Here is a 20,953-nt window from a genome sequence, read left to right on the forward strand (position 1 = left end):
GCGTGCTGAAAAAAGCGCTCCTGACGCAAAATCCAGGCATCAATAAACGCCGGCAGTCATCCCAATCCGCAACCGGCCATGCCCGGCTCTCGCAAACAAGCCCCCAAAAGCAAAACGGCGATGTGGCTTCTTTCGAAGCTCACACCGCCGTTCGGCCTGTGGAAAAGCGTGCTTAGTGCAGCTTTTTCGGCAGCATCTGGCTGCGCAGACGCTTGTGCAGGCGCTTGACCGCAGCAGCCTTCTTGCGCTTACGTGCCGTGGTCGGCTTTTCGTATGCCTGGCGCTCACGCAGTTCAGCGATCAGGCCATTCTTTTCGATTGCGCGACGAAAGCGGCGAATTGCCACTTCGAACGGCTCGTTTTCCTTCAGAAGAATCGTCGTCATGTAATTCCTAACTCAATCACTAGATACGGGTTTAATTGCATGGCGGTTACCTCAGGCAACCACTCACGCGCCGGCCCTCCGGTCGCTTCGATTCATGGCCAGTAACAGGCAAACGCGAGGCAGAAACACAACCCCGGCCAAACCACGAATAATGAAGCGAGAGGCAAGCGGCCACGGAGGCCGGAAAAGAGAGGTGGGGAGTTCACCGCGGAACGCGGACAGACGTATTGCAAAAGCCGCGTCTGTTGCCGTTTCGCCAACCTTTCATCAATGAAAAAACACTGACGAAACAGGCAAAGATCTCAATTCACTCCCGATCATATCAGGAAACTCTCCATCCTACCAGGGGTTTAGCGATTGCGCCAGGCTTTTCCCCAGCGCTGGCGCAACAAGCCCGACCGCCGCTCCGCGTCGGCCTCGCAGCCCGCTTTGCCCGTCCCATCGGGTGCTCGCCGCGTCCAGTTCGCGGATATCGCCGGCACTCAGCGCGAGCTCGACGGCATTTGCGAGACTTTTTAGCTGTTCGACCGAGGTCGCGCTCGCAATTGGGGCCGCAACGCTCTGGCGGACGATCGACCAGACAAGTGCGATCGCGGCCGGCGTGCTGCCATGCCGCTCGGCGACGCGATCGAGCGCGCGGAGAATCGAACGTCACGCGCCTGGCGCCAAACCGGCGGACAAGCCGGTCGCTCAAGGCACTCGATACGCGCGTCCGCGAGAACGCGGCGAGCGCAGACAGCTCAAAACCCGGCGCGACGCACCGGCATCAGACCGGCGTCAGAATTGCGCGACGCGCTGATACTGCCCCGCATGACCGGCCGCCTGCATCGCCGCCCGATATTCAGCACTGAGCTCGTTCTGCGCCAGACGCGCCTCCGCGGCGATCCGCTCGTCGATTGCCTGAACCGCCTTGAGCACATCGAGCGCGGCGCCCGCCTGCTGCGCGGAGAGCGACATGATAAGCGGCGAGCGCTCGCTCGCAAGCTGCGCCGCCCGCTCCCATTCGGCGACGGCCACCGCCTGCTCGATGGACTTGGTGAGTTGCCAGATGCGATCGATCGGCGCCGCGAGTTCCATGTCGTATCTCCCTGTTCCGCTCAGTTCTTGTTGGTGGCCAGCGCGCCGGCGCTGTTCGTGCCGCCGAAGAGCTGCGTCAGATATTGCGAGTTGTTGTTCGTCGTCGCCAACAGCGAGTTGAGCGCCGTGAACTGCGCGGTGTACATACTGGTGAGTTGCGTCTGATAGGTCGACAGCGACGTCTGTTGCGTCCCGAGGCTCGTCAGGTCGGTATTGAGCGCGTTGGTGCGCGACGTGATGATCCCGGTGGTCGATAGATAGCCGGTGATGTTGGTGTTCAGCTGTTGCGCGACGCCGTTGGTGGAATTGAACAGCGTCGCCACGGTCGCCTGATTGCTCTGCAGCGCATTGTTCAGCTTGGTGCTGTCGACCGAGAGCGAGCCGTCCGCGCCCAGCGTAATGCCGATCGAAGCGAGGTTCGTCGTCGTGCCGTTGCTTTTCACGCCCGTCGCGACGATCGAGGCGAGCTGATTCTGCACCATGTTCAGCGTCGTGTCGCCGAGCAGCACGCCTTGCGACGTCGAACCCGCGGTGTACGAGGTCAGCGTGCCCATCGTCGTGACGAGCGTGTTGTACAGCGTGACGAACTGGTTGATCGCATTGGCCTGCGAGGTGGTGTCCTGGGCGACTGTCACCGTCTGCGGCGAAGAGCCGGTCGTATCGACCGAAGCGGCCGACAGGTTCAGCGTGATGCCTGAAAGTGCGGACGTCACGCTGTTCGTCGAACTGGTGACGCCCGTGCCGTCGATCGTGAAATAGGCGTCCTGGGCGGCCGTCGTCTGGGTCCAGGAAGCGGTGCTGGTGACGCCGGTCGACGAACCGTCGTTGAGGGTCGACTGATTGGCCTTGAGCTGCGCGCCGGTCGCGCTCGCGTTGCCGGCCAGCGACGTGCCCTTGTTGCTCGACACGGCGAGATTGTTCAGCGGATCGCTCGAATTCGAATCGGTGATCTGGACGCTGATGGCATTCGCGGAGCCGGCGGATGCCGCGTGCAGCACGAGGTGCGCGCCGTCCGCGCCGTTCACGACAGTCGCCGTGACGCCGGGATTGTTGCTCGCGCCGTTGATGGCCGCGGCGATGCCGGAAACCGTGCTGTTGGTGCTGTCGAGCGAGATCGTCGTGCTCGCGCCGCCGACCGACAGCGTCATCGTGCTCGGGCCCGAAGCGAGCGCCTTGGTCCCGTCATAGCCCGTCGATGTCAGCACCTGCGCCGTCGCCACCTGAGCCACGTCGAGCGAATACGAACCGGCCACCGCACCGGCTCCCGCCGAGGCCGTGATGCCGTTGCCACTGGCCGTTGCCGTGAAGTCGTTGACGGTCGAGCCGTTCGAGAGCGAGGTGAGGCCGGCCTGCAGCGCGGAAAGCGCGGCGGAGAGCGTGCCGTACGCGGAGATTTCCGTGTTGTCCTGGGTTGTCTGCGCGCTCAGCGTCGCGGCCTGGCCGGCGATCTTGGCGTTGACGAGCGCGGTCACGAGCGAGCTCACGTCCATCGACGAATTGCCGGTCGAGCCGCTGATAACCGACTGCGCGGCTTCCTGCACCGCGGCATTGGCTGCCGCGGTCGTGGCGGCGGCGGTGGCGGCGGCAGTGCTGGAGATCGAACTTGCGGTCGAGGATACGGTGGACATGGACAGGCTCCGTGTTTCGGCGATGCCGTGTGAATCGATTCAGATCTGAGAAATGGCAATCGGGAGGCAAGCCTCCCGACCGGTTTGCGTGCCGCGCACCGGATACGGCGGCGGGGCGCGGAACGCATGCTGCGTAAAGCGTGTTACTGCAGGAGCTTCAGAATCTGCTGCGGCTGCGAGTTCGCTTGCGCCAGCACCGAGATGCCCGCTTGCTGCAGCACTTGCGCCTTGCTCAGCGCAGCCGTTTCCTGCGCGAAGTCGGCGTCCTGGATTTGCGACTGGGCCGACGACAGATCGGTCGACTGGGCTTGCTGCGTCGTGCTGATTGCCGTGAAGCGGTTTTGCGCGGCGCCGAGCGTAGCCTGCATGTTGTTGACCGTGTTCAGTGCGTCGTCGATCGATTCGATCGCCTTGTTGGCGCCCGCGACGGTGCTGACGTCGATCTGGTCGACGGTTTGCGTCGTGGCGGTCGAGCTGGCCGTCCACGGGTTCGCCGTCTGCGTGATGCCGGTGCCGAGCGTCGCGCCCACGGTTCCTGCCGTGCCGCCCGTGGGGGCCGTATAGGCGAGACCGGTGGCACCGAGGATCGCCGCGCCTGCCGTGGTGCCGCCCGTGATCTGGTTGCCGTTCTGATCCCAGAACGTCAGACCTTGGTTACCGTCCGACTTCACCGTGATCGACGTGATATCCGTGGACGACGGGGTCGTCGCGTCCGCGCCGGTCGTCGCGCTGATGTCGAGACCGGTGATCGTGCCGAGCGTCGCGCCAGCGGTCTGAGGCTTGGCGTTGGCGCCATTGATTGCAACCATCTGGGTGGCCGCATCGAGCGAGCCGCCGGCAGTGATCGACAGCGCGCCGGTGGTGGCGCTGACGGTGAAAGCCTGGGTGGTTGCGGCGGTCGGATCGAACGAAAGCGCGTTGCCGTTCTGGTCCGTGTACGTGAAGCCGCCCTTGCCGTCCGACAGCACGTTCAACTGCGTGATTTCCGTGCCCGTCGACGTGCCTGCCGCCCAGGCACCACCGTTCGAGTCGAGAGAAACAGCCAGCGACGCGACCGTATCGCCCGCCTGCACCGCACCACCGCCGAGCGATGCCGCCGACACGTTTTGCGAGAGGTTCAGGCTGATCGTCTGACCGACGTTCGCGCCGACCTGGAACGACACGCTGCCGAGCGAACCGTTCAGCACGTTCATGCCGTTGTACGTCGTTTGCGAAGCGATCCGGTTCACTTCCTGAATCTGCTGCGCGACTTCCTGTTGCAGCGCTGCGCGGTCGGTATCGGTCATGCCGCCGTTGGAGGCTTCCGTTGCGAGGTCGCGGATGCGCTGCAGGCTGCTCGTCAGCGACGACAGGCCGCTCGATGCGGTTTGCACCATCGAAACGCCGTCGTTCGAGTTCGACACACCTTGCGTCAGACCGTTGATCTGGGTCTGCATAATGTTCGAGATGGCGAGGCCGGCTGCGTCGTCCGCTGCGCTGTTGATGCGCTTGCCCGACGACAGACGCGTAATTGCTTGCGAGAGTGCGCTACCCGAGTTGGTCAGGTTCTGCTGCGCGACCAACGAGTTGATGTTGCTGTTAATTCCGAGCATGAAAATTCTCCTGTTGGGGCCGTCAGCCCGTTACATGCCGTATAGACCAAGGCATCAGCGAACGAGGCAACTGCTGTTCGTTTGCCGCCCGCCTTGTTTGGGGTATCGGCCCACTCAGGAAAAACTTTATGGAATAACCCGCATATTCGTCGCTCCGCCCCGGCTGAAGCGCCGGTAAACCGGGGCGGCGGGCGATTCGCCGGCACAGGCCTCAAGTCCGTCGGAATACTGCCGATATCACAGCGGCAAGCCCGCTTTGCCGCGCCTAGCGCGTCAACGTTACCGTCAGATACACGGCATACAGCACCCCGCACACGAGCAGCGCGCCCACCCGCAAGCCCCGCTCGCGTACGTTGATACGCAGCCACGCGGCCGCGGCCAGCGTAATCACGACGCCCGTCACCACTTCGATACGCGGCGTCCACGGCGTCAGCAGAATGCCGATCGCGGGCAGCAGCGTCCCCTGGAACACCATCGCGCCGGTGATGTTGCCCAACGCGAGCGTGTCCTTGCCACGCCGCACCCAGAGGATGCTGTTGACCTTCTCGGGCAATTCGGTGGCGATCGGAATGATCAGCAGCGACAGCAGCAGCGGCGATACGCCGAGCGCCGCCGACACGCCCCGCACACCGTGGATGAAGCCCTCCGCGCCCCACACCAGCAACGCGACCGCGAGCGCGAGTTGCAGCGCGATCGTCGCGAGATTGGTCGGCACGCCGATGCGCGCGAGCATCATCCTGCCGGGCGCTTCGGTGCCGTGTCCCGCCTCGACGAGCCCGCCCGATGCGCGGAACGTCATCACCACATAGGTGACGTACACGCCGACCAGCGCGACGCTGAAGAGCGCGCGCACGATGATCTGCTCGTGCGGCACGTACATCGCCACGGCCGCGAGCAGGAACGCGCAGAGGAAATAGTTGAGGTCGCGCGTGAAGCCGGTGCGCTCGGGCGTGATCCAGCCCTTGACGCCGCGCATGCGCAGGATCGCGAGCGTCATCAGAAACGTCGACAGCGTGGAAAGCATCAGCGGTGCGCCGAGAATCGCACCGACGCCGATCTCCTGATTGACCGAGCTGCCGGCCTGGCTTCCCGCAATCGCGAGCAGCGGCACGAGCGTTTCGGGCAGCGCGGTGCCGACCGCCGCGAATAGCGAACCCGTCACGCCTTCGGAGATTTTCAGACGTTCGCCGAGATGTTCCAGCGCATTGGTGAAGAGTTCGGCCGCCACCAGAATGACGACCAGCATGCAGGCGAGTTCGAGGAACAGACCGGTCATGCGTGGCTCCCCGGCTGTGCGCGAAAAGTGCGGCCGCTCACCGGATCAACCGGGCAATAAGCGAAGGCAAAAACACGCGGGGAGACTGACGATGGGCGACGGTGATTCACAGGGCAAACTCCGCGGTCGGACGTAGATGACGAACCCATGACGCACCGCCGCCCGTCCGACCGGAACGAGGCAGTGCGTCAATGGTCTCGCCAAACCGACCCGGTCGAACGCGCCATGACCCGCAGGCCAAGTATGTTGACGCGCTCTCCTTCAAAGAATGAAGGAAGGCTACTCCCCAGTGACCGAAGGATTCTAATGGGGCGGGCGGCTTTCAACAAGCTTGTTGAAACGCGAACCACGTACCGGCATCGTCCGATAACACGCGGTTGCGCTCAGAGCTGATAGAGCGCCCGCCAACCATCCATGCTGAAGACGTCGAATCCGGCTTGCCTGCCGCATTCCGCTCAGCTATGTTTTACCCGTACCTATCTGGACGTTCACCGTGACCGAGACGACCCCGACGCCGGCATTCCTGAAGTTTTATGTTCCTGAAGAACCGGGGACAGCGAAACTCGCTCGTACGTCTGAGGATATCGAGCGGTTCCAATCGCTGATTCAGTACGCGGAGTCTGCCGAGACGATCAGCGAGAAGAAGTTCAGGTGGCTTGAAAAAGCGACGACGCCATGGCTCGCGCAGCAATTGGGCGTCTATGCAGAGCACCTGGAGGTCAATGGTCAGGCAATGCTTGCGGCACGCGTCGCGTGGCTCGGTGTTCTTGCTGCAAAGTGGGTTCGAGACGACGCGAAATACTATTTGGCCAATCTGCTCACTGCCGGCAACATGTGGCTAAAACTCGGCGCAGAAGCCACCGACGACACCACCGATGCCGCCATCGATGCCGCGCGAGGTTTTTTCGAGGTCATTCTGAATCTCGCCGCTTATGAACAACGAAAGGAACGGCTCGGCGCGCACGTGGGTATGGCGAGCTACTACGGACTGATCGAGGACTACGTCGGCGCGGCGTTTCACGTCGACCGATATCTTCCCTACATTGACGAGATCGTTCCAAAGCAGCAACACGAAACCGTGTATGGCCAGGCCGCGCGTATCTATGGAAAAGTCCAGGACGTACCGGGATTGTTATTCTGCTGCGAGAGATTAGGCAAACCACTCCCGCCCGCGTCGCAATTGTCCGCTCAGCCGCTGGACGCCGTGCTGATGACTGTCGCGCGCCTGCATAGCCTGGGCAGCAGCTCAACCGCTTTTCGCATCATGTCCGAATTCAAATCAAGAAACAGGAGCGCATAACATGACTCAGCAAACCGTGAAGTTTGGCATACAGCTTCCCGTCGACATGGGACAGGACGTTGCCGAAGTTGCACGAGAGCTTTCCGAAAACTGCCAGGTAAGCTACCGGCTGCCCGAGCCAGACAGCGAGTCCGCCAAAGACGAACTCTCCTTCGATCCGATATCGGGCGCGGCCATCGGCTGGATACTCCTGAAGGTGGTGGGTGCCGCCGCGCAAGGCATCGCCGCAAAATTGATCATCGAGCTTGTTTGCAAGCGATATATGGGGCGCTCAAAGGAGTCGAAGGTCGTTCCAATCCGATTTTCCGACGGCACGATTTTCGAGCTGAATACGGACGATCCCGAGTCCACCGAACAGCTTCGCAAGATCCTCGCGGAAAAGGCCGATCGTTGAACGCCCTGTATGGCAGTGATGGCTTCGCCAAGGCTCTGACCGACAGCCTGGCCATCTACATCGACTTCGATCGACTTGGACTCGAGTCAACCCCGGCGGCCGTTTCCCAAGCTGTCCAGCGGCTGTTGGGTTTGCACGGCCCAGGCGAGACGCTGCGATCGGAATCCCGATTCAATGAAGCGGCTCGCGACTATTTCGAGCACTTCAAAAAGATCGACCCCAGCGACAGAACGGTGGGGATCTTTCTCGCTTATCTGTCATGCTTTTTTCATGAGGCTAGACACTCGCACGATCTGATGTCGACGATCGTAGGCCAGCGCATCTTGCGGCAGTACTTCGTGCATTACAAGAATGTGCCGAAACTGCAACGAAAGCTAAAAGACTGGCAAAGCAGGAATGCATCGCAACCTATTCCGCTGCCCTTGTCCATGCATGCGCCGTCCATGAACGGAATAGATCAGGACGTGCTGGAATTCGTGTCGAAGTATACGGAACTGGATTCTTTGCTGGATAAGGCCGGCGTAGTCGGTAGCGGAGTGTATTCGTGGGTCGGCGTGAAGCATTTGCTCGAGGCGAGTGCCGTCCTCGTTCAGCTCGAAGTCGTGTACGACCTGTTTGGGGGCGAAGCATATGAAATTCTCTGGAAACTGATACATGGCGGCCCGAACGCGAGAACCTACACGTGGCTGATCAATGGTGTCGCCGAGGATTTGCTGCTGACGGGAAAATTCGCCGGCCGCCATGGAGCCGGCTCCGTGATGAACTATCTTCTTTGGGTTGCGCTGCAGGGAAACGCTAGAACAGTAGAGGGAAAGGAAGTCGAAGTTTCGGCGGGCGCATTGTATTTTGCGTTAATCGAACACGTCTTGCGCAATGGAAGCGGGACCATCGACGTCGCCGAGGCACATCAACATGCCGCGTCTTTTTTGGCGGAGTGGGGCTTCCACGATCTCAACAGCGTGCTGGACGGATTCCATCAGAGGGCGAGTCAGCGACTGGAGAGAAGCTTAACCAATATTACCGTTGCTACGGATCACCTGTTCAACGTTGTGGAGACACAGCTATTGGATAGTTTTCTTCCGTTCTGTCATTCGATTCTGGCCGACCCCGAGGCTTATTTTTCCGGGCGAAGGTACGCAACCTCTTTGATATCCGGGGAATTGCCGGGTATCCCCATCTACTTTAAAGCGAATGGCGAGGTGTTTCAGTCGTTTACGCCGGGAGAGAAGCCGATAAGCCGCGAAAGCGCCGAGAACATGATTGCGTTTTCGAGCATGATCCGGCTTCTTGTGAATGGGCGCCGTTCGGCCGGCTTGCCGTTTGTCGAGGATACGTGCTTCGAGGCGCTGACTGCGGATGCGGGGTTGGTTTTTTCTGATCGGTTGTTTGAGGGGTTTTGAACCCGGCTGGGATCGAAAAAAACGGCGAGAGGCCCGTTAGATAAGGCATTAAGGGGGGCCACTTTCTTACGGGTACGACTGAGAGGGTAACGATCTTATCGCTGTGGTTTTTTGCAACAAATTATTACAGGACGAGGAGGAGGATCGAACAATCCTGCTGAAGGTCGTGGAACGGGCATAACGCTCGCCAGCGGTTTCGAATATGCCCCCCGGGGAAGGGCTTCGCGCGAGCTCATTAGAAAATGCGATCGAACTCAGGACCATTTTTGCTTCGCCGACAGCGAAAGTCCTCACCGTTTGCCATTGGGCCGGTATCCAGCATCACTCGGCCAAATATATGGTAACCGCTTCTTTAGAGCTACGAGATTGTGCTAGCGATCGAGCGGGTTGGCCAACAGGTGATCCAAAACGAGCGCGCGGCTCATTGCCAGTATCGATCCGAAGTTTAACAGAGCCGCGTAAACCGAAGAACTAGCGTATGTGACGGCCGCACCTGAGACGGCATTCTCTTACCCGCACTGATCGACCTCGTATTCCAACCAGCCATGCCCCAAGGCAACCTGGTTAAGCGTGCCCCGCCGGGGGTACACCTGACAAATACCGACGTGGCGATGCAACCAGTTGGCCGGCCAAGATTTTCCCACCGCACGAGATTAAAAATTACTACGCCGATCGGTGGGGTGCTTGCTCTCCACCGCGAAGATCAAGGTCACTAGCGACTATTTCGTGGTACAAATATGGATATACATACACATACGGGGGCGTGAAAAATGGGCTTTTATTCCCGACTGCGGGCGCTGCGCGACGATGACGAACAATTACAGAACTGCATTGAGAATGTCGTAGACCAGCTCGACAATGCAGACGATCCTGCGAAGCCAGGAATGCTGCTAGGGAAAATTCAGTCTGGTAAAACGCGTGCGTTTCTCGGAGTCGTGGCCCGAGCATTTGATCGTGACTACGATATCGCGGTAATTCTAACAAAAGGCACGAGAACGCTCGCCAGCCAAACCGTCAAGCGCATCGGACGTGATTTCCGGACATTTATCGATAATGATGAGATCATTCTTTTCGATATCATGTCGGCACCGATTCCGCTTACAAAATCTGAATTGCGCAGAAAAATTATCATAGTTGCAAAAAAACAGGTGCAAAACCTTTCAAGGATACAAAAGCTTTTTGACGAAGAACATCCGTCATTAAAAGATCGTCGCGTCCTACTTGTAGACGATGAAGCGGACATGGCAAGCGTCAGGTTCTCCAAGAAAAAAGGCGAAAACGACTTTGATCAGGGTGCTATTGCCAATCAGATGGATGAACTAAGGGGAAGTCTTTCTAGAATTTCTTTCCTTCAAGTAACCGCAACACCCTACGCTTTATATTTGCAGCCAGAAAATTACGAAGGTTCAACCCAAGCCAAAGAAGTTTTTTATCCGAAGAAGCCGAGCTTTACGGAATTACTTCCCATACATGACGCGTACGTCGGGGGAGACGCTTATTTCGGGGGCCATGGCGCGAATGATCCCCGTCACTACCTCTATGTAGAGGTCGATGACCGGGAACACGACGCGCTTCGGTCAAACGACGGACGAGCGATCAGAGAGGACCGCCTTTGGACGAGTGAAAACATCAGAGTCCTTCGCCGGAGCCTGATTAGCTTCCTACTGTCTGTAGCGATCAGACGTCGCCAGCAGCGCGCGCTGGAACTGCCCCAGCAAAAGTACGCGATGATCATTCACAACGACACGCAACGCGCCGCTCATACATGGCAATGGGAAACCGTACAAAGACTGCTGATTGCGTTCGAATCAGCCGTCGAGATGGGCGACCGGCGTCTGCGCACTGTTTTTGATGAGGCATATGGTGATCTGAGCAGATCAGTGACAGCGGACCGCGGTCACTTGCCGTCAGCGGACGAAGCCTTTAAAGACGTATGCGAACTTATCGGCGACGGGGAACTTAACGTCCAACGAGTCAATTCTGATGTCCAGCTCGAACCCCTCCTTGATCCGGAGACCGCTGAACTTAAGCTGAGAACCAAGGCCAATCTTTTTATTGGCGGCAGCATATTAGATCGAGGAATAACCGTCCCCAGTCTCCTAGCGTTCTATTATGGTAGAAATCCAAAAAGAATGCAGGCGGATACAGTCCTCCAACATTCCAGAATGTATGGCGCCCGACCAAAGGCGGACCTCGCGGTCACTAGGTTTTACACATCGCGCGATGTTTATTCCCGACTGGTGCAAATTCATAGCCTGGAGATCGCCCTTCGGGAAGCCTTTGAAAGTGGAGCCAACGACGGCGGGGTCGTATTTATACAAAGTGATGCGAGGGGAGGCATTATTCCGTGCGCACCTAGCAAAATCTCATTAAGCGATGTGGTAGCGGTCAAGCCGAATGATGTTCTGCTTCCGACGGGATTCGACACGATAGCGGCTGGAAAATTGAAGCGAGCGATTGACAAGATAGATAAGCTTATTCCAGCGGATTGTCTTGACACAAAGATGTTCGCCGAAATCGAGCTTTCCCAAGCGATTTCATTAATAGATAACATCTCCGAGACGCTAGTCGCTAATGGACAGCCTGGATTTGACTGGGAGGCAATGAAAGGACTTCTCAGCTACTACGCCGACAAGTCCAATGGACGGGTGCTCATTCTCGCGGAGCAAGGGCGACGTCTGTCCAAAGATGCATCGGGAGATAGATCCGGTATATCCATTTTGGGTACGGCCGAATTGCGTGCCCTAGTCCGCGAGCCCACCCGCCAAGCACCTGCGATTGTTCTCCTGAAGCAGGATGGCGGTGACGAGCTAGGCTGGAAGGCCGGCCCATTCTGGTGGCCAATGTTGGCTAGCCCCCCGCAGGCGAGTTCGTGTGTCTTCGCCACCAAAGTCGCCGCATAAAATCGAGTGAACAGCCTGTTCTTCACGAATAACACTGCCTGCAGTCGCGCGGCGACGATATGAAGCGCGGGCCACTTAGTGCGGCTGACAAGTGGCTCGTGCTCCGACGCTTCGTCTCTACTTCAACACGGGGAGCTGCACAAGTGGATTACTCCGCGAAGCACTAAAGCTAGTCAATCCATTCCGTATGCAGAAGGCCTAGTTTTGTACCAGCGGTAGAGATCATTTCCCGTACTCCGGGATTGGTGGTCTTCCCACTCTCAATCAGAACAGCAGCATATGGCACTCCCCGCTCCAAGCGATACGCCCGCTCAAAAACGGAGATCACGATCGCTTTCCAGTCTCTGCTACTGCCCCAGCAAACAACTTTGCCGTCGATTAATAAGCGACCGTGAGGCTTATCGTAGGTCTTCTTGACTGCTGGCGCAGCATGACCTAGCCCCACTGCGAGCAGTACCTTTTCCGCCCCGTCTTCGTGTCGGCCGCGTAGATATGGTTTAAGCAGAGAGTCCTTGATGTATACACGGACCTTGCGCGCATCCATGAAGTGCGCAAGCGCGCCACCGACATCCTTCTCTTTGGACCAGTTTTCGTACCACGTGGTTCGATCAAGATCTGACAGCTTCGACCAATCAAGCTCATCTGCTTTGTCCCAGATCTTTTGTCGGATTCGATCTCGAATTTCTTTGGGCACTGCCGTAGTCATTGCACTGCTCCTGGAGAAGGCGGCAGAGGAAAGTTGAACTCTGGTAGCTCCAATTTGGCATCTCCCTCGCGATTGAATAAATCAGCCTGGTCGAGGAGCCATTCAAACATAAAGTGACCTGCTCCCTGGTCCGAGAACTGAACTACGCGCTCTACCAAGTCCAATCGTTCGACATCGCCGGATATCGATTTTTGCAGATCGATCACCTCGGAAATCCGGCGAAGATCACTGACGAAATCGAGAATGACGACTTTATCCTTGTTCGGGGCCAGACGAAGGCCCCGTCCAAGCTGTTGCACGAAGATCCGACGGCTGTGCGTCACTCGCATGAATGCGAGCATGTCAACGTCGGGCACATCTACACCTTCGTTGAAAATGTCCACCGTTGTAACTGCGTTGATCGTCCCGCGGCGAAGCCCGGCCATGGTTTTTTCCCTTTCACGAGGGTCCATTTCGCCAGTGATGTATGCAGACCCGAAGCCATAGAGCTTCAGCATTGCGGAGAAGGTTTTCGCATGCTCCACACCAGCACAAAACACGATCACACTGCGGCGCGACTCGTTTTTGAATGTGTCCGCGATAACACGTGCGGCTTCCTCGTCGCGCGTGGGGATGAGCAAGCGCGTGTTGAGTTCCTTGATCGAATATTCGTGACGCGATTGCTTCCTGACAAACTCCCAATCGATGTTGTCTGCCAAGAGCCGATAGTCCGCCTCACAGAGGAAGCCCCGTCGTAGTCCCTCGTCGATGCCGATCTTGGCAACCGGCTGCCCCAATATCGTGTCAATGTCGAAGCGATCGCCCCGCCACGGCGTCGCTGTAGCACCGCCGACCATAGGCGCGGCAAGATCGTCGATCACACGGCGAAAACTCTCCGATCCGATGTGATGCGCTTCATCGATCCAGACGAGGCCGAACTGGGGAAGGTCGCCCAACCTCGGCAAGACACTCTGAACCGTCGCGAACGTAATGCCATCCCAAAATGTGGGTTGCTCACCACCAACGAACAAATGGGTGGGGATGTACTTAGGCAACTGCTGCCAAAATTCCCTTTGCAGTTGCTCAACCAGTTCGCGCTTGTCTGCGAGCACCAGCACTCGCCCTGAGTCGATAACTCCGTCCCTGAGCAACTGGGCCGTAGTCTCGGCCATCACGACGGTCTTCCCCAATCCAGTGGCAAGCACCAATTGGCCACGCCCCGTTTCCCGTAGCGCGGCGCCCAGCCGCTGAACGCAATCATCCTGATAGTCTCGGAGATCGCGACGCGCCCTGGAGTATTCGGGGCTTCGCCGCATCATCTCAACTAAAGTTGCAGGCGGCAGGGATTCAATCCGAATGCCGAGTCCCGACCACCGATCGATCGCGGCGTTGAGTGCTGGACCGAAAGCGCGCGACGTGGCAATGGCCAATCGATCCGCCGCGTAGAAGCGTGACGCCTCCACCACTTCGTCAACCGCATGCGGATCTGGATAACTGTCACTAGTGAACTTGCACTGGACAACCCAAAGTTTTCCGTTCTTCACACCGAGGACGTCCGCTCCCCGATCCCCTGGGCCGCCAACGATGCGCACGTCCTCGAACGCATTTTGCACCAGTAGACGCGCCACGTCGCGCTCGAAGGCGCGCCATGAACCGTTCAACAAGCGCCTGGAATCTAGGAAATAACCCTCCATCTCACATGCTTCCGTCTTGACCGAGGAGTCGCACAGAAAGCGTTGCGCGAATCAACTCGTCGCGGTCGCAGCGATCAAGGTCGCGGGGGCTCTGAGAGGATAGCCATACCGCATCCGCCAGGTAAGCGTCGTAGCGCTCCATCACACGCTCGCGCGCCTCCTCGTCGATCTTCGCATCACCGAACTCCAGGGTGGCATAGGGTTGTGCCCAGAACTTTCCATCGAAAAACAGCTCGGGGCGGTGTCGCACGAACTCACGGATGTCGGAAGCTTCCGCATAGGAGAGAAACTCACCGGAGTCAATGACGACCTGTGTTCCATTCATCCCAGTAGAGGCTATCTTTCGCCGGATCCGCTCCTGGGTAGGTTGCGGTAGTTCCTCGAACAAGGTGTTGAACAACGTCCCGTCACCAGCTACACCTATGGATTGGGCAATCTCCCGGAGCGCCTTATCGGCGAAAGCAATGATGCTCTTCGGGTCAAGGTTCGAGTCTTCGGCGTATTGACCACGCAGATCGGAAAGGATGGCGGCGAAAACAGCCGAATTTGGGCTCGCCTCCTTCAGGAACTCGTAAGTTTTGAAGGCCAATTCGGACAGAACTGCGTCCATCGGCGTCATCGTGACCGATCGAAAAACGGGATGGTCGGAATCGAAGAGAAAAAGAAAGGTCCGCGTGCCAGGATCTTCGATCTTCAACGTCCACGGCGCCTTGGCCGGAAGATCGGGATCATTCGCCCCGACCATGAACGCCTCGACGGTGAATTCAACCTTCAGCAAAGGATGCTTGTAGACACGCGACAGGTCATGCAGCTTTTGTCGAGTCGGCGCGGCGGCAGGCGCGGGAGCCGGATCGATCGGTGCCGGCGGTATATTGCCTGCGGCGGTGGTTCCAGAAACATCCCCCTCGTCTAGAAAGCCGTCCGGAACCGCAGGCGAAGCAGAGCCAGGCCCTGAGGCCGTCGGTGTCGCACCTACGACGCCTCGGTCCTCCTCCTCGACGAGCTCGTACCACTTCTCGTCCGTCTGATAGTCGGCATCGCCCTTATGGAAAAGATCGGCCATTTCAATGGCCCGCTCGTTGTTTTTGACCGCGAGGATACGGGACCAGCGCCCCGTCTTGCCTTGCGGACTACTGCGGCGAAAAGCCTGGAATAGGCGATACAGCGGCGCATTTTGCGGCTCGAACCCCAAAGCCTTTGCCTTTTGTGGTTGCAATGGACCGTCGCCTCTGACAAGGCTCACCATCTCCGCCCACGACGTGTCATCGCGCTCGAAACGGTCCTTCGTGTAACTTACACGGCAATGATCGAGGTGGATTTCGCCGATGAAACGTCCGCGGTTGCGCTGGTCATCGATTGGGTATTCACGCTCCGGCCTTTCGCCTCCACTCCAAATGAAGAGGTCCTTGTTTTGAACTTCGATGACGCGCCCATTGCGGATGATGTCAAGGCCAAAGTCTTCCTCGTGCATGTATCGCTGTAGGCCAACCCAGCCGTGCAGCCTACGCTTGATCTCTATCGTTTTGCATTCAGGCACACCAGTAGGGCACCCCTGAGTTCCCGAAAAGGACAGCATGCAGGTGAGGCAATAGTGTCGCGCGGGCAACTCGACATCAAATGTCTCCACGGCGTGCACGGGGTTGCCATCTCCGCCGAGGACGGACCGATCGGGGTCCCAGTGACAGGGGCGTTTGGCCTGAATATTCTGAGTGTTGATTTGAAGCGAGAACGCTGAATCCTTTGACAGCAACAAGGGGGCGTAAACACGGGCCAGCTGCCTACGAATTTTGTTGTGATTGGCGCTCTTGGAGAAATAGACTCTTTGGTCCGCCTTGAGGCGGAGAATCTTAATCTCAGTTCCGTGCGCGGATGGATCGTGCTTGGGTCTCGTTAAACGAGGGGTCTGATAGGTGCGGGTTCGGCGCAATTCATTGAGATCGATGCGCAGCCCCGTCCACTCCTTGTCGCCGGCACGGGTTGTGTAAACCTCTGTAACCATGCCCAAGCGCGCTGTGGCGATGTTGAAGCCCATACCGAACAAGCCAAGGTTGTCGAGCGGATTGTTGCCACTCCATCCGGCGCGAACGGCCCGCTCCAACTGCTCTAACGTCATCCCTGGCCCGTTGTCGCGAATGGTCACGCTGGCGTCTTCCTTGTCCTGCGTCGGAAGACTGATCACCACCGATGGCGAATCCACTTGCGCACCATCACGTCGCGCATTGATAAAAGCATCAACGCTATTGTCAATCAACTCGGCAAGGCATTTCCACTGATCGAGGTTAATTTCGCCAAGAATCTGTAGGACACGAGGATCGGGCGTCAGGTCAAAATCGGAGGTGGTCATGGCGGTCCTTTTCTCCTGCTCAAGCGGTACGTCGCGCGTTTTTGTCGGTCTTGGCGCATGCCGCCAAACTGGCCGCCACGGAGCTTGCCACCACCTCGGCCAACTTCACTGGTACGGCGTTACCCAACTGGCGCATCGTCTGACTCCACGCACCATGAAATTCGTATTCGTCTGGAAAGGTTTGCAGCCGCGCGGCTTCTCGGACTGTGAAATAGCGGACGGAACCGTCGTCCTTGACGAACATGTTCTCCCCACCGGGCACACCGTGATAGCCAGCCTTCAGCGTTTTGGCCGGTTCGTCGAGAAGACTTCCCGTGTGCCCCACGTACGTCCTAGCGCCTGGCGTGAACACGTGATTGGCGATCGCGTTGTCACGATGGATCTCGGGGTCCGGAAGATTGCGCAACGCGTCCCGCGTCGTGCGCCACCGATCGACCTCCAGGAGAGATGGGCTGGAGCGTAGGCGCTCCACCCGCTTTGCATGCCGACGAGGTTCGGCTCTTCGCTTCCCGCTGATTTCGTGCTCGTCCCAATAGGTCCTGTCGATCCATTTGGAGATGAGCAACGCGTCTTCAGAGTGCGTCTTGTTGGGAAAGGACCAGCGAGCACCTAGATCAGAACGAAATCCGACGAAGAAGACACGTTCGCGCTTTTGGGGCACGCCATAGTCGGCCGCGTTCAACACGTCGAACAGGACGTTGTACGTCGCCGCGCCCTTGTTCGCCGAATGATGTTGCTCCAAGCGAACCCGATGCTGCAGCCAGTTCTCACCCTTGCGTCGGGATAGTTCTGGGTGCTGCAGTTGAAGATGAATGTAGGAAAAGTAGGACGCGAAGCTTTCCCGGGTCAACCCTTTGACATTCTCGAAGATGAAAGCTTTCGGCATCAGCTCCCGAACGGCGCGGACGGCCTCCGGGAACATGTTTCGTTCATCGCGTTGTGCCTGATGCTTGCCGCCCATGGAGAATGGCTGGCACGGTGGGCCTCCAGAGACGACCGCGATATCGCGCGTCAATGGTCCGAAATCGAAACCGCGCGCATCGACCTCATGGACGGGCCAACCTTCGACCGCGTGCGCATGATGCCGCTGGTTCTCCCGGAAGGTTTCGCACGCGTCGTGATCCCACTCAACCACGGCCGCATGCTGAAAGCCTGCGTTCGCCATGCCGATTGCGAGCCCGCCTGCCCCCGCGAAAAGCTCAACGCTACGCATCGAGAAATTCCTTTATTTTGTTTTTAAGCTCCGCGACATCGCAAAGCTCGCATTCCCAAACCGTCAATACTTTCCATCCTGCATCCTGAAGCGCGCACTCGTTCTTTAAATCGCGCTGTCGGTTTGCCTCAAGCTTTGGTAACCAAAAATCGCCTCTAGATTTAGGCAGGCGTGCCAGCGCACAGTTTGGATGGCGATGCCAGAAACAGCCATGAACGAAGATCGCTTTGCGCCGCGGCCGAAAGACTAGATCCGGTCTGCCGGGGAGGTCTCGCGCATGAAGGCGGTACCGGTATCCCATAGCATGTACCAGCCGCCGAACCACCATTTCCGGCTTCGTATCCCGTGACCGCACTCGTCCCATAATTTCCGAACGACGAGCGGGACTGACGTTGTCCACGACTCATACGCTCTTAGACAACAACGGCCATTGATCGGCCACGTACTTCTCTGCCGCCTGGCGCATCACCCAAGCAAGGGATACCTTCTTGTCACGAGCGATTTGCTCCAGTTCGGCATGCAGTGACGAGGGCAAACTGACCGACATGCGCGTTTTCGCCTGCACCTCCGTCTTTTCAGACAGCTGCTGTCTCATGACGACCTCCCATAAGTTTGCACCATATTACACCAGCTTGGTGCATCAATACATCTAGGCGAGCCGTGCTTTGCCCGCCGCAGGATCGGAAAAAGCTGACTAGGTTCACCCGGTCACACGAGGACTACCATCGATGGCCGCTAGACGCGTTGGCCGCCTCCAACTGCGGACGATCGGGTTCCGTCAGTCCCAAGCAACGCGCTACGCGATATGTCCGGTCACTACACCACGTGCGGATTTTTGATGAGTCTGCTCCACCAAATATCGGTAGCTTTCATCCCACGCACCGGGCCAACCATCCGTGTGCGCCGACGCGTTTTAGGTGCGCGGCTATTGACAAGCCGCTTGCCGCAGAGCAACGACAACGCGACTCCCAATCCACGGCCAGATGGTGAATTAGGGGCCAATCCAGACAAAGGTCGCCGGTTGTGAGTCTCGATACAGCCCGAAGATTTCTTTTGTAAATCCGGATCCGGGTGCCGGGCCGGAACGGAAAAATTCCTGCTATCGCTTGGCTGGAGCGAGTTTGAGGAATTTTGTCGGTATCGATACCACCAGAAATACCACCACGCGTGAGCCCCTGAGCCACCGGTCGCCGGCCATTCTTTTGCACAAGTGTCGTGACGGGACTTCGTCTCGCGCATGTTGGGCTGTGTTCACCCCCCACCCCGTCATTCGACTCCTAATCGAGCGATGTTCGTGTAAAGGTAGTCAGTACGTGACGCCATCGCGAGTGCCGGATAGACAATTACCGAGCTCATTGATTAATGTACGTCGGATGTTGATGCAGCCAACTTAACAGTCGAAATCTCCATTGAGCGCGCCAGGATCGCCGTTTTCTTGCTTAGGGGAGTCGTCGTTCAGCCCAAGATATCGCACGATTACCTTTCCCTCCCGCAAAATACGCAGCGCAGCGCGCTGAGAGGGTAACCATCGCTTTTCCCCAGCAAATCCGCCCAAGAATACTGCTCGTTTTACCCCGGACCATACTATGGCTCTTGCGCAGTCGCTACAGGGGAAGCGGGTGCAATAGATTGTTGCCTGCGAAAGATCTTTGCGATGCGATAACGCCTTGAACAAAGCGGCGCGCTCAGCATGTTCGATCAAATGATAGCGATCAGCTTCAGAGACTTCACGCCCCGCCGACCTATAGCTTTCACGGATGTGAGGTGGTAAAACATTGGCCGATCGAGCTATCTCCCCCTGTTTGTCTGCTATGACCGCACCCACTGCGGACTGCGGAACAACCTTGGCCTTCGGATCGTCAGTCGATGCCCTCTCGGCTAGTGCGAGCGAGAGGTAATATCGATCCGCTTCTGTCAGATTCGAAAAGGTAACGATGTTAATCTCTCCACAAGAGGATTGAAGTGCTACTTACAAAACAAGAAATAGCTAATAAGCGCATTGTCAAAAACGCTCGGACTGCAGGCCAACGACTGACTACATACGATGCGACCGTTGGTGACATCATTGACCGGGGCAAGGTCCTAGACGAGCGCACCTTCAAGCTTGTACCACGGGGTATCGTCTGGGTGGTTTCGCGCGAGGAGTTCCACTTGCCGCTAGATGTTACCGGACTTGCAACTCTCAAGACTACCTGGACGCATGGGGGAGTTCTAGCACTCAACGTCGGCGTTATAGATCCGGGGTGGCACGGTCCCGTTGCTACCGCGCTCGTAAATTTGGGGGTCGAGGATTTCCACATCGAAAAAGGCCAGCAGTTTTTTCGCGTCCTGTTCCACGAACATGAAGGCAGCAACGGCGACATGCAGGTGGTCGACCGTGAAACATATGTCGAGCAGATTGCCCAAAAGTCGAAGAAATTCTCGAAGACGTTCCTGAACATGGATTCTCTCATAAGCGAGGTATCCAATCAGGTTCTCAGTTTCCCTCGGTGGGCATTGAACATCGCGGCGTGGGCGTTGGTGATAACAGTCGTGGGCGTAATTATTGGCATGGCAGCGATCTTCGTACCCGTCAGCATTGACGTGTGGAAATCATCGCGAAGCAGCGATAGCCGTATTTCCGCGCTTGAGGATCAGGTCAGAGCGCTCAACGAAAAATCTGCGAAAACGGGAGACAAACACCCGACGACGCCCATGTAAAGATGTCGAGCCGTGGGTACACCTCAGTTCACAGTCTGCGCTCGTACGGCACGACAGTTTAAGGGTGCTTACGTCGCCGGCTCGGCTGACCACTAGGTGTAGACAGGCGCGGCATCTCACAACCGCTTTCGCTCGAAAGACAGCGTAGTAAGCGTGCGCGGTGATTGCGTTCGTGCGGAGCTATCTCAAGCGTATGGATGGCTCGCTCGGGACGCTCGGCCACATTGGCTGTGCTTAGAGCGTGTTAGGCACTTCTTGCCAGACCTGATATCCTGGCTGGATGGCAAAACGCAAACCCTATCCGACGGATGTGTCGGACGAGGAATGGAGCTTCGCGGCTCCATATCTGACTTTGATGAACA

Annotated in this window: 16 protein-coding genes, 2 pseudogenes and 1 riboswitch; of the genes and pseudogenes, 6 read left to right on the forward strand and 12 right to left on the reverse strand. The window is 57.8% G+C overall.

Going from position 1 to position 20,953, the window contains the following annotated elements; all coding sequences use genetic code 11:
* Positions 1–172: 172 nt before the first annotated feature.
* The 6 genes and pseudogenes from rpsU to G3N58_RS25990 form a co-directional block, all read right to left on the reverse strand.
* Complete coding sequence (gene rpsU / locus G3N58_RS25965) at positions 173–385, reverse strand: 30S ribosomal protein S21 (RefSeq protein WP_007581560.1); 213 nt, start codon at positions 383–385, stop codon at positions 173–175.
* A gap of 447 nt (positions 386–832) precedes the next feature.
* Positions 833–1,030: pseudogene (locus G3N58_RS34290) on the reverse strand (aldo/keto reductase); the annotation flags it as partial.
* 132 nt (positions 1,031–1,162) lie between these two features.
* On the reverse strand, positions 1,163–1,462 hold the full coding sequence (gene fliT, locus G3N58_RS25975; protein WP_167047246.1) for a flagellar protein FliT: 300 nt from the start codon (positions 1,460–1,462) through the stop codon (positions 1,163–1,165).
* Between the two features lie 20 nt (positions 1,463–1,482).
* Positions 1,483–3,090 carry a flagellar filament capping protein FliD gene (gene fliD / locus G3N58_RS25980; protein WP_205990420.1) on the reverse strand — a complete coding sequence of 536 codons (1,608 nt, stop codon included), beginning with the start codon at positions 3,088–3,090 and terminating at the stop codon, positions 1,483–1,485.
* 143 nt (positions 3,091–3,233) lie between these two features.
* Positions 3,234–4,682 carry a flagellin gene (locus G3N58_RS25985; protein ID WP_206000561.1) on the reverse strand — a complete coding sequence of 483 codons (1,449 nt, stop codon included), beginning with the start codon at positions 4,680–4,682 and terminating at the stop codon, positions 3,234–3,236.
* Between the two features lie 265 nt (positions 4,683–4,947).
* Positions 4,948–5,958 (reverse strand): sodium:calcium antiporter, encoded by a 1,011-nt coding sequence (locus tag G3N58_RS25990; RefSeq protein WP_167285274.1) that lies wholly within the window; start codon positions 5,956–5,958, stop codon positions 4,948–4,950.
* 124 nt (positions 5,959–6,082) lie between these two features.
* Positions 6,083–6,258: riboswitch (yybP-ykoY riboswitch) on the reverse strand.
* A gap of 193 nt (positions 6,259–6,451) precedes the next feature.
* Here G3N58_RS25990 and G3N58_RS25995 point away from each other — a divergent pair.
* The 4 genes from G3N58_RS25995 to G3N58_RS26010 all read left to right on the forward strand — a co-directional run bounded on the left by G3N58_RS25995 (position 6,452) and on the right by G3N58_RS26010 (position 11,955).
* Positions 6,452–7,258, forward strand: a complete 807-nt coding sequence (locus tag G3N58_RS25995; RefSeq protein WP_167285273.1) for a hypothetical protein — start codon at positions 6,452–6,454, stop codon at positions 7,256–7,258.
* Between the two features lies 1 nt (position 7,259).
* The gene (locus G3N58_RS26000) at positions 7,260–7,652 is read left to right on the forward strand and encodes a hypothetical protein (protein ID WP_167047231.1); all 393 of its coding nucleotides are present in this window, start codon (positions 7,260–7,262) and stop codon (positions 7,650–7,652) included.
* Positions 7,649–9,052, forward strand: coding sequence for a hypothetical protein (locus G3N58_RS26005; protein ID WP_206000562.1), 1,404 nt, complete (start codon positions 7,649–7,651; stop codon positions 9,050–9,052). The genes G3N58_RS26000 and G3N58_RS26005 overlap by 4 nt, the downstream gene beginning before the upstream one ends.
* Before the next feature lie 770 nt (positions 9,053–9,822).
* The gene (locus tag G3N58_RS26010; RefSeq protein ID WP_206000563.1) at positions 9,823–11,955 is read left to right on the forward strand and encodes a Z1 domain-containing protein; all 2,133 of its coding nucleotides are present in this window, start codon (positions 9,823–9,825) and stop codon (positions 11,953–11,955) included.
* Between the two features lie 169 nt (positions 11,956–12,124).
* Here G3N58_RS26010 and G3N58_RS26015 read toward each other — a convergent pair whose 3' ends face one another.
* From G3N58_RS26015 to G3N58_RS26040, 6 genes are read right to left on the reverse strand one after another with little or no spacing between them, the layout of a single operon-like run.
* Entirely contained in the window at positions 12,125–12,661 is a 537-nt protein-coding gene (locus G3N58_RS26015; protein WP_206000564.1) for a hypothetical protein, read from the reverse strand.
* Positions 12,658–14,334 carry a DEAD/DEAH box helicase family protein gene (locus G3N58_RS26020; protein WP_206000565.1) on the reverse strand — a complete coding sequence of 559 codons (1,677 nt, stop codon included), beginning with the start codon at positions 14,332–14,334 and terminating at the stop codon, positions 12,658–12,660. The genes G3N58_RS26015 and G3N58_RS26020 overlap by 4 nt, the downstream gene beginning before the upstream one ends.
* Position 14,335: 1 nt before the next feature.
* Positions 14,336–16,678 (reverse strand): ATP-binding protein, encoded by a 2,343-nt coding sequence (locus G3N58_RS26025; protein ID WP_241017236.1) that lies wholly within the window; start codon positions 16,676–16,678, stop codon positions 14,336–14,338.
* Between the two features lie 19 nt (positions 16,679–16,697).
* Entirely contained in the window at positions 16,698–17,891 is a 1,194-nt protein-coding gene (locus G3N58_RS26030; protein WP_206000566.1) for a DNA cytosine methyltransferase, read from the reverse strand.
* Entirely contained in the window at positions 17,884–18,255 is a 372-nt protein-coding gene (locus G3N58_RS26035) for a very short patch repair endonuclease (protein ID WP_241017237.1), read from the reverse strand. Before G3N58_RS26035 ends, G3N58_RS26030 begins: the two co-directional genes overlap by 8 nt.
* Before the next feature lie 39 nt (positions 18,256–18,294).
* Positions 18,295–18,486: a CopG family transcriptional regulator gene (locus tag G3N58_RS26040; protein ID WP_206000568.1), complete on the reverse strand. Its 192-nt coding sequence runs from the start codon at positions 18,484–18,486 to the stop codon at positions 18,295–18,297.
* Positions 18,487–19,853: 1,367 nt separating this feature from the next.
* Between G3N58_RS26040 and G3N58_RS26050 the strand changes: the two genes are divergently transcribed.
* Positions 19,854–20,591, forward strand: coding sequence for a hypothetical protein (locus G3N58_RS26050; RefSeq protein ID WP_206000569.1), 738 nt, complete (start codon positions 19,854–19,856; stop codon positions 20,589–20,591).
* A gap of 280 nt (positions 20,592–20,871) precedes the next feature.
* A pseudogene (locus G3N58_RS34295) lies at positions 20,872–20,953 on the forward strand (IS5/IS1182 family transposase); the annotation flags it as partial.

Origin of the sequence: Paraburkholderia sp. Ac-20342, from assembly GCF_017104985.1 — a bacterium.
Lineage (GTDB): Bacteria > Pseudomonadota > Gammaproteobacteria > Burkholderiales > Burkholderiaceae > Paraburkholderia.

What these genes read in the sequence shown, in the direction of transcription:
- G3N58_RS26040 (WP_206000568.1), bottom strand. Translation starts at nt 18,486, where the DNA reads ATGAGACAGCAGCTGTCTGAAAAGACGGAGGTGCAGGCGAAAACGCGC.
- G3N58_RS26015 (WP_206000564.1), bottom strand. Translation starts at nt 12,661, where the DNA reads ATGACTACGGCAGTGCCCAAAGAAATTCGAGATCGAATCCGACAAAAG.
- G3N58_RS26000 (WP_167047231.1), top strand. Translation starts at nt 7,260, where the DNA reads ATGACTCAGCAAACCGTGAAGTTTGGCATACAGCTTCCCGTCGACATG.
- G3N58_RS26010 (WP_206000563.1), top strand. Translation starts at nt 9,823, where the DNA reads ATGGGCTTTTATTCCCGACTGCGGGCGCTGCGCGACGATGACGAACAA.
- G3N58_RS26030 (WP_206000566.1), bottom strand. Translation starts at nt 17,891, where the DNA reads ATGCGTAGCGTTGAGCTTTTCGCGGGGGCAGGCGGGCTCGCAATCGGC.
- fliT (WP_167047246.1), bottom strand. Translation starts at nt 1,462, where the DNA reads ATGGAACTCGCGGCGCCGATCGATCGCATCTGGCAACTCACCAAGTCC.
- fliD (WP_205990420.1), bottom strand. Translation starts at nt 3,090, where the DNA reads ATGTCCACCGTATCCTCGACCGCAAGTTCGATCTCCAGCACTGCCGCC.
- G3N58_RS25985 (WP_206000561.1), bottom strand. Translation starts at nt 4,682, where the DNA reads ATGCTCGGAATTAACAGCAACATCAACTCGTTGGTCGCGCAGCAGAAC.
- G3N58_RS26035 (WP_241017237.1), bottom strand. Translation starts at nt 18,255, where the DNA reads ATGGGACGAGTGCGGTCACGGGATACGAAGCCGGAAATGGTGGTTCGG.
- G3N58_RS25990 (WP_167285274.1), bottom strand. Translation starts at nt 5,958, where the DNA reads ATGACCGGTCTGTTCCTCGAACTCGCCTGCATGCTGGTCGTCATTCTG.
- G3N58_RS26025 (WP_241017236.1), bottom strand. Translation starts at nt 16,678, where the DNA reads ATGACCACCTCCGATTTTGACCTGACGCCCGATCCTCGTGTCCTACAG.
- rpsU (WP_007581560.1), bottom strand. Translation starts at nt 385, where the DNA reads ATGACGACGATTCTTCTGAAGGAAAACGAGCCGTTCGAAGTGGCAATT.
- G3N58_RS26020 (WP_206000565.1), bottom strand. Translation starts at nt 14,334, where the DNA reads ATGGAGGGTTATTTCCTAGATTCCAGGCGCTTGTTGAACGGTTCATGG.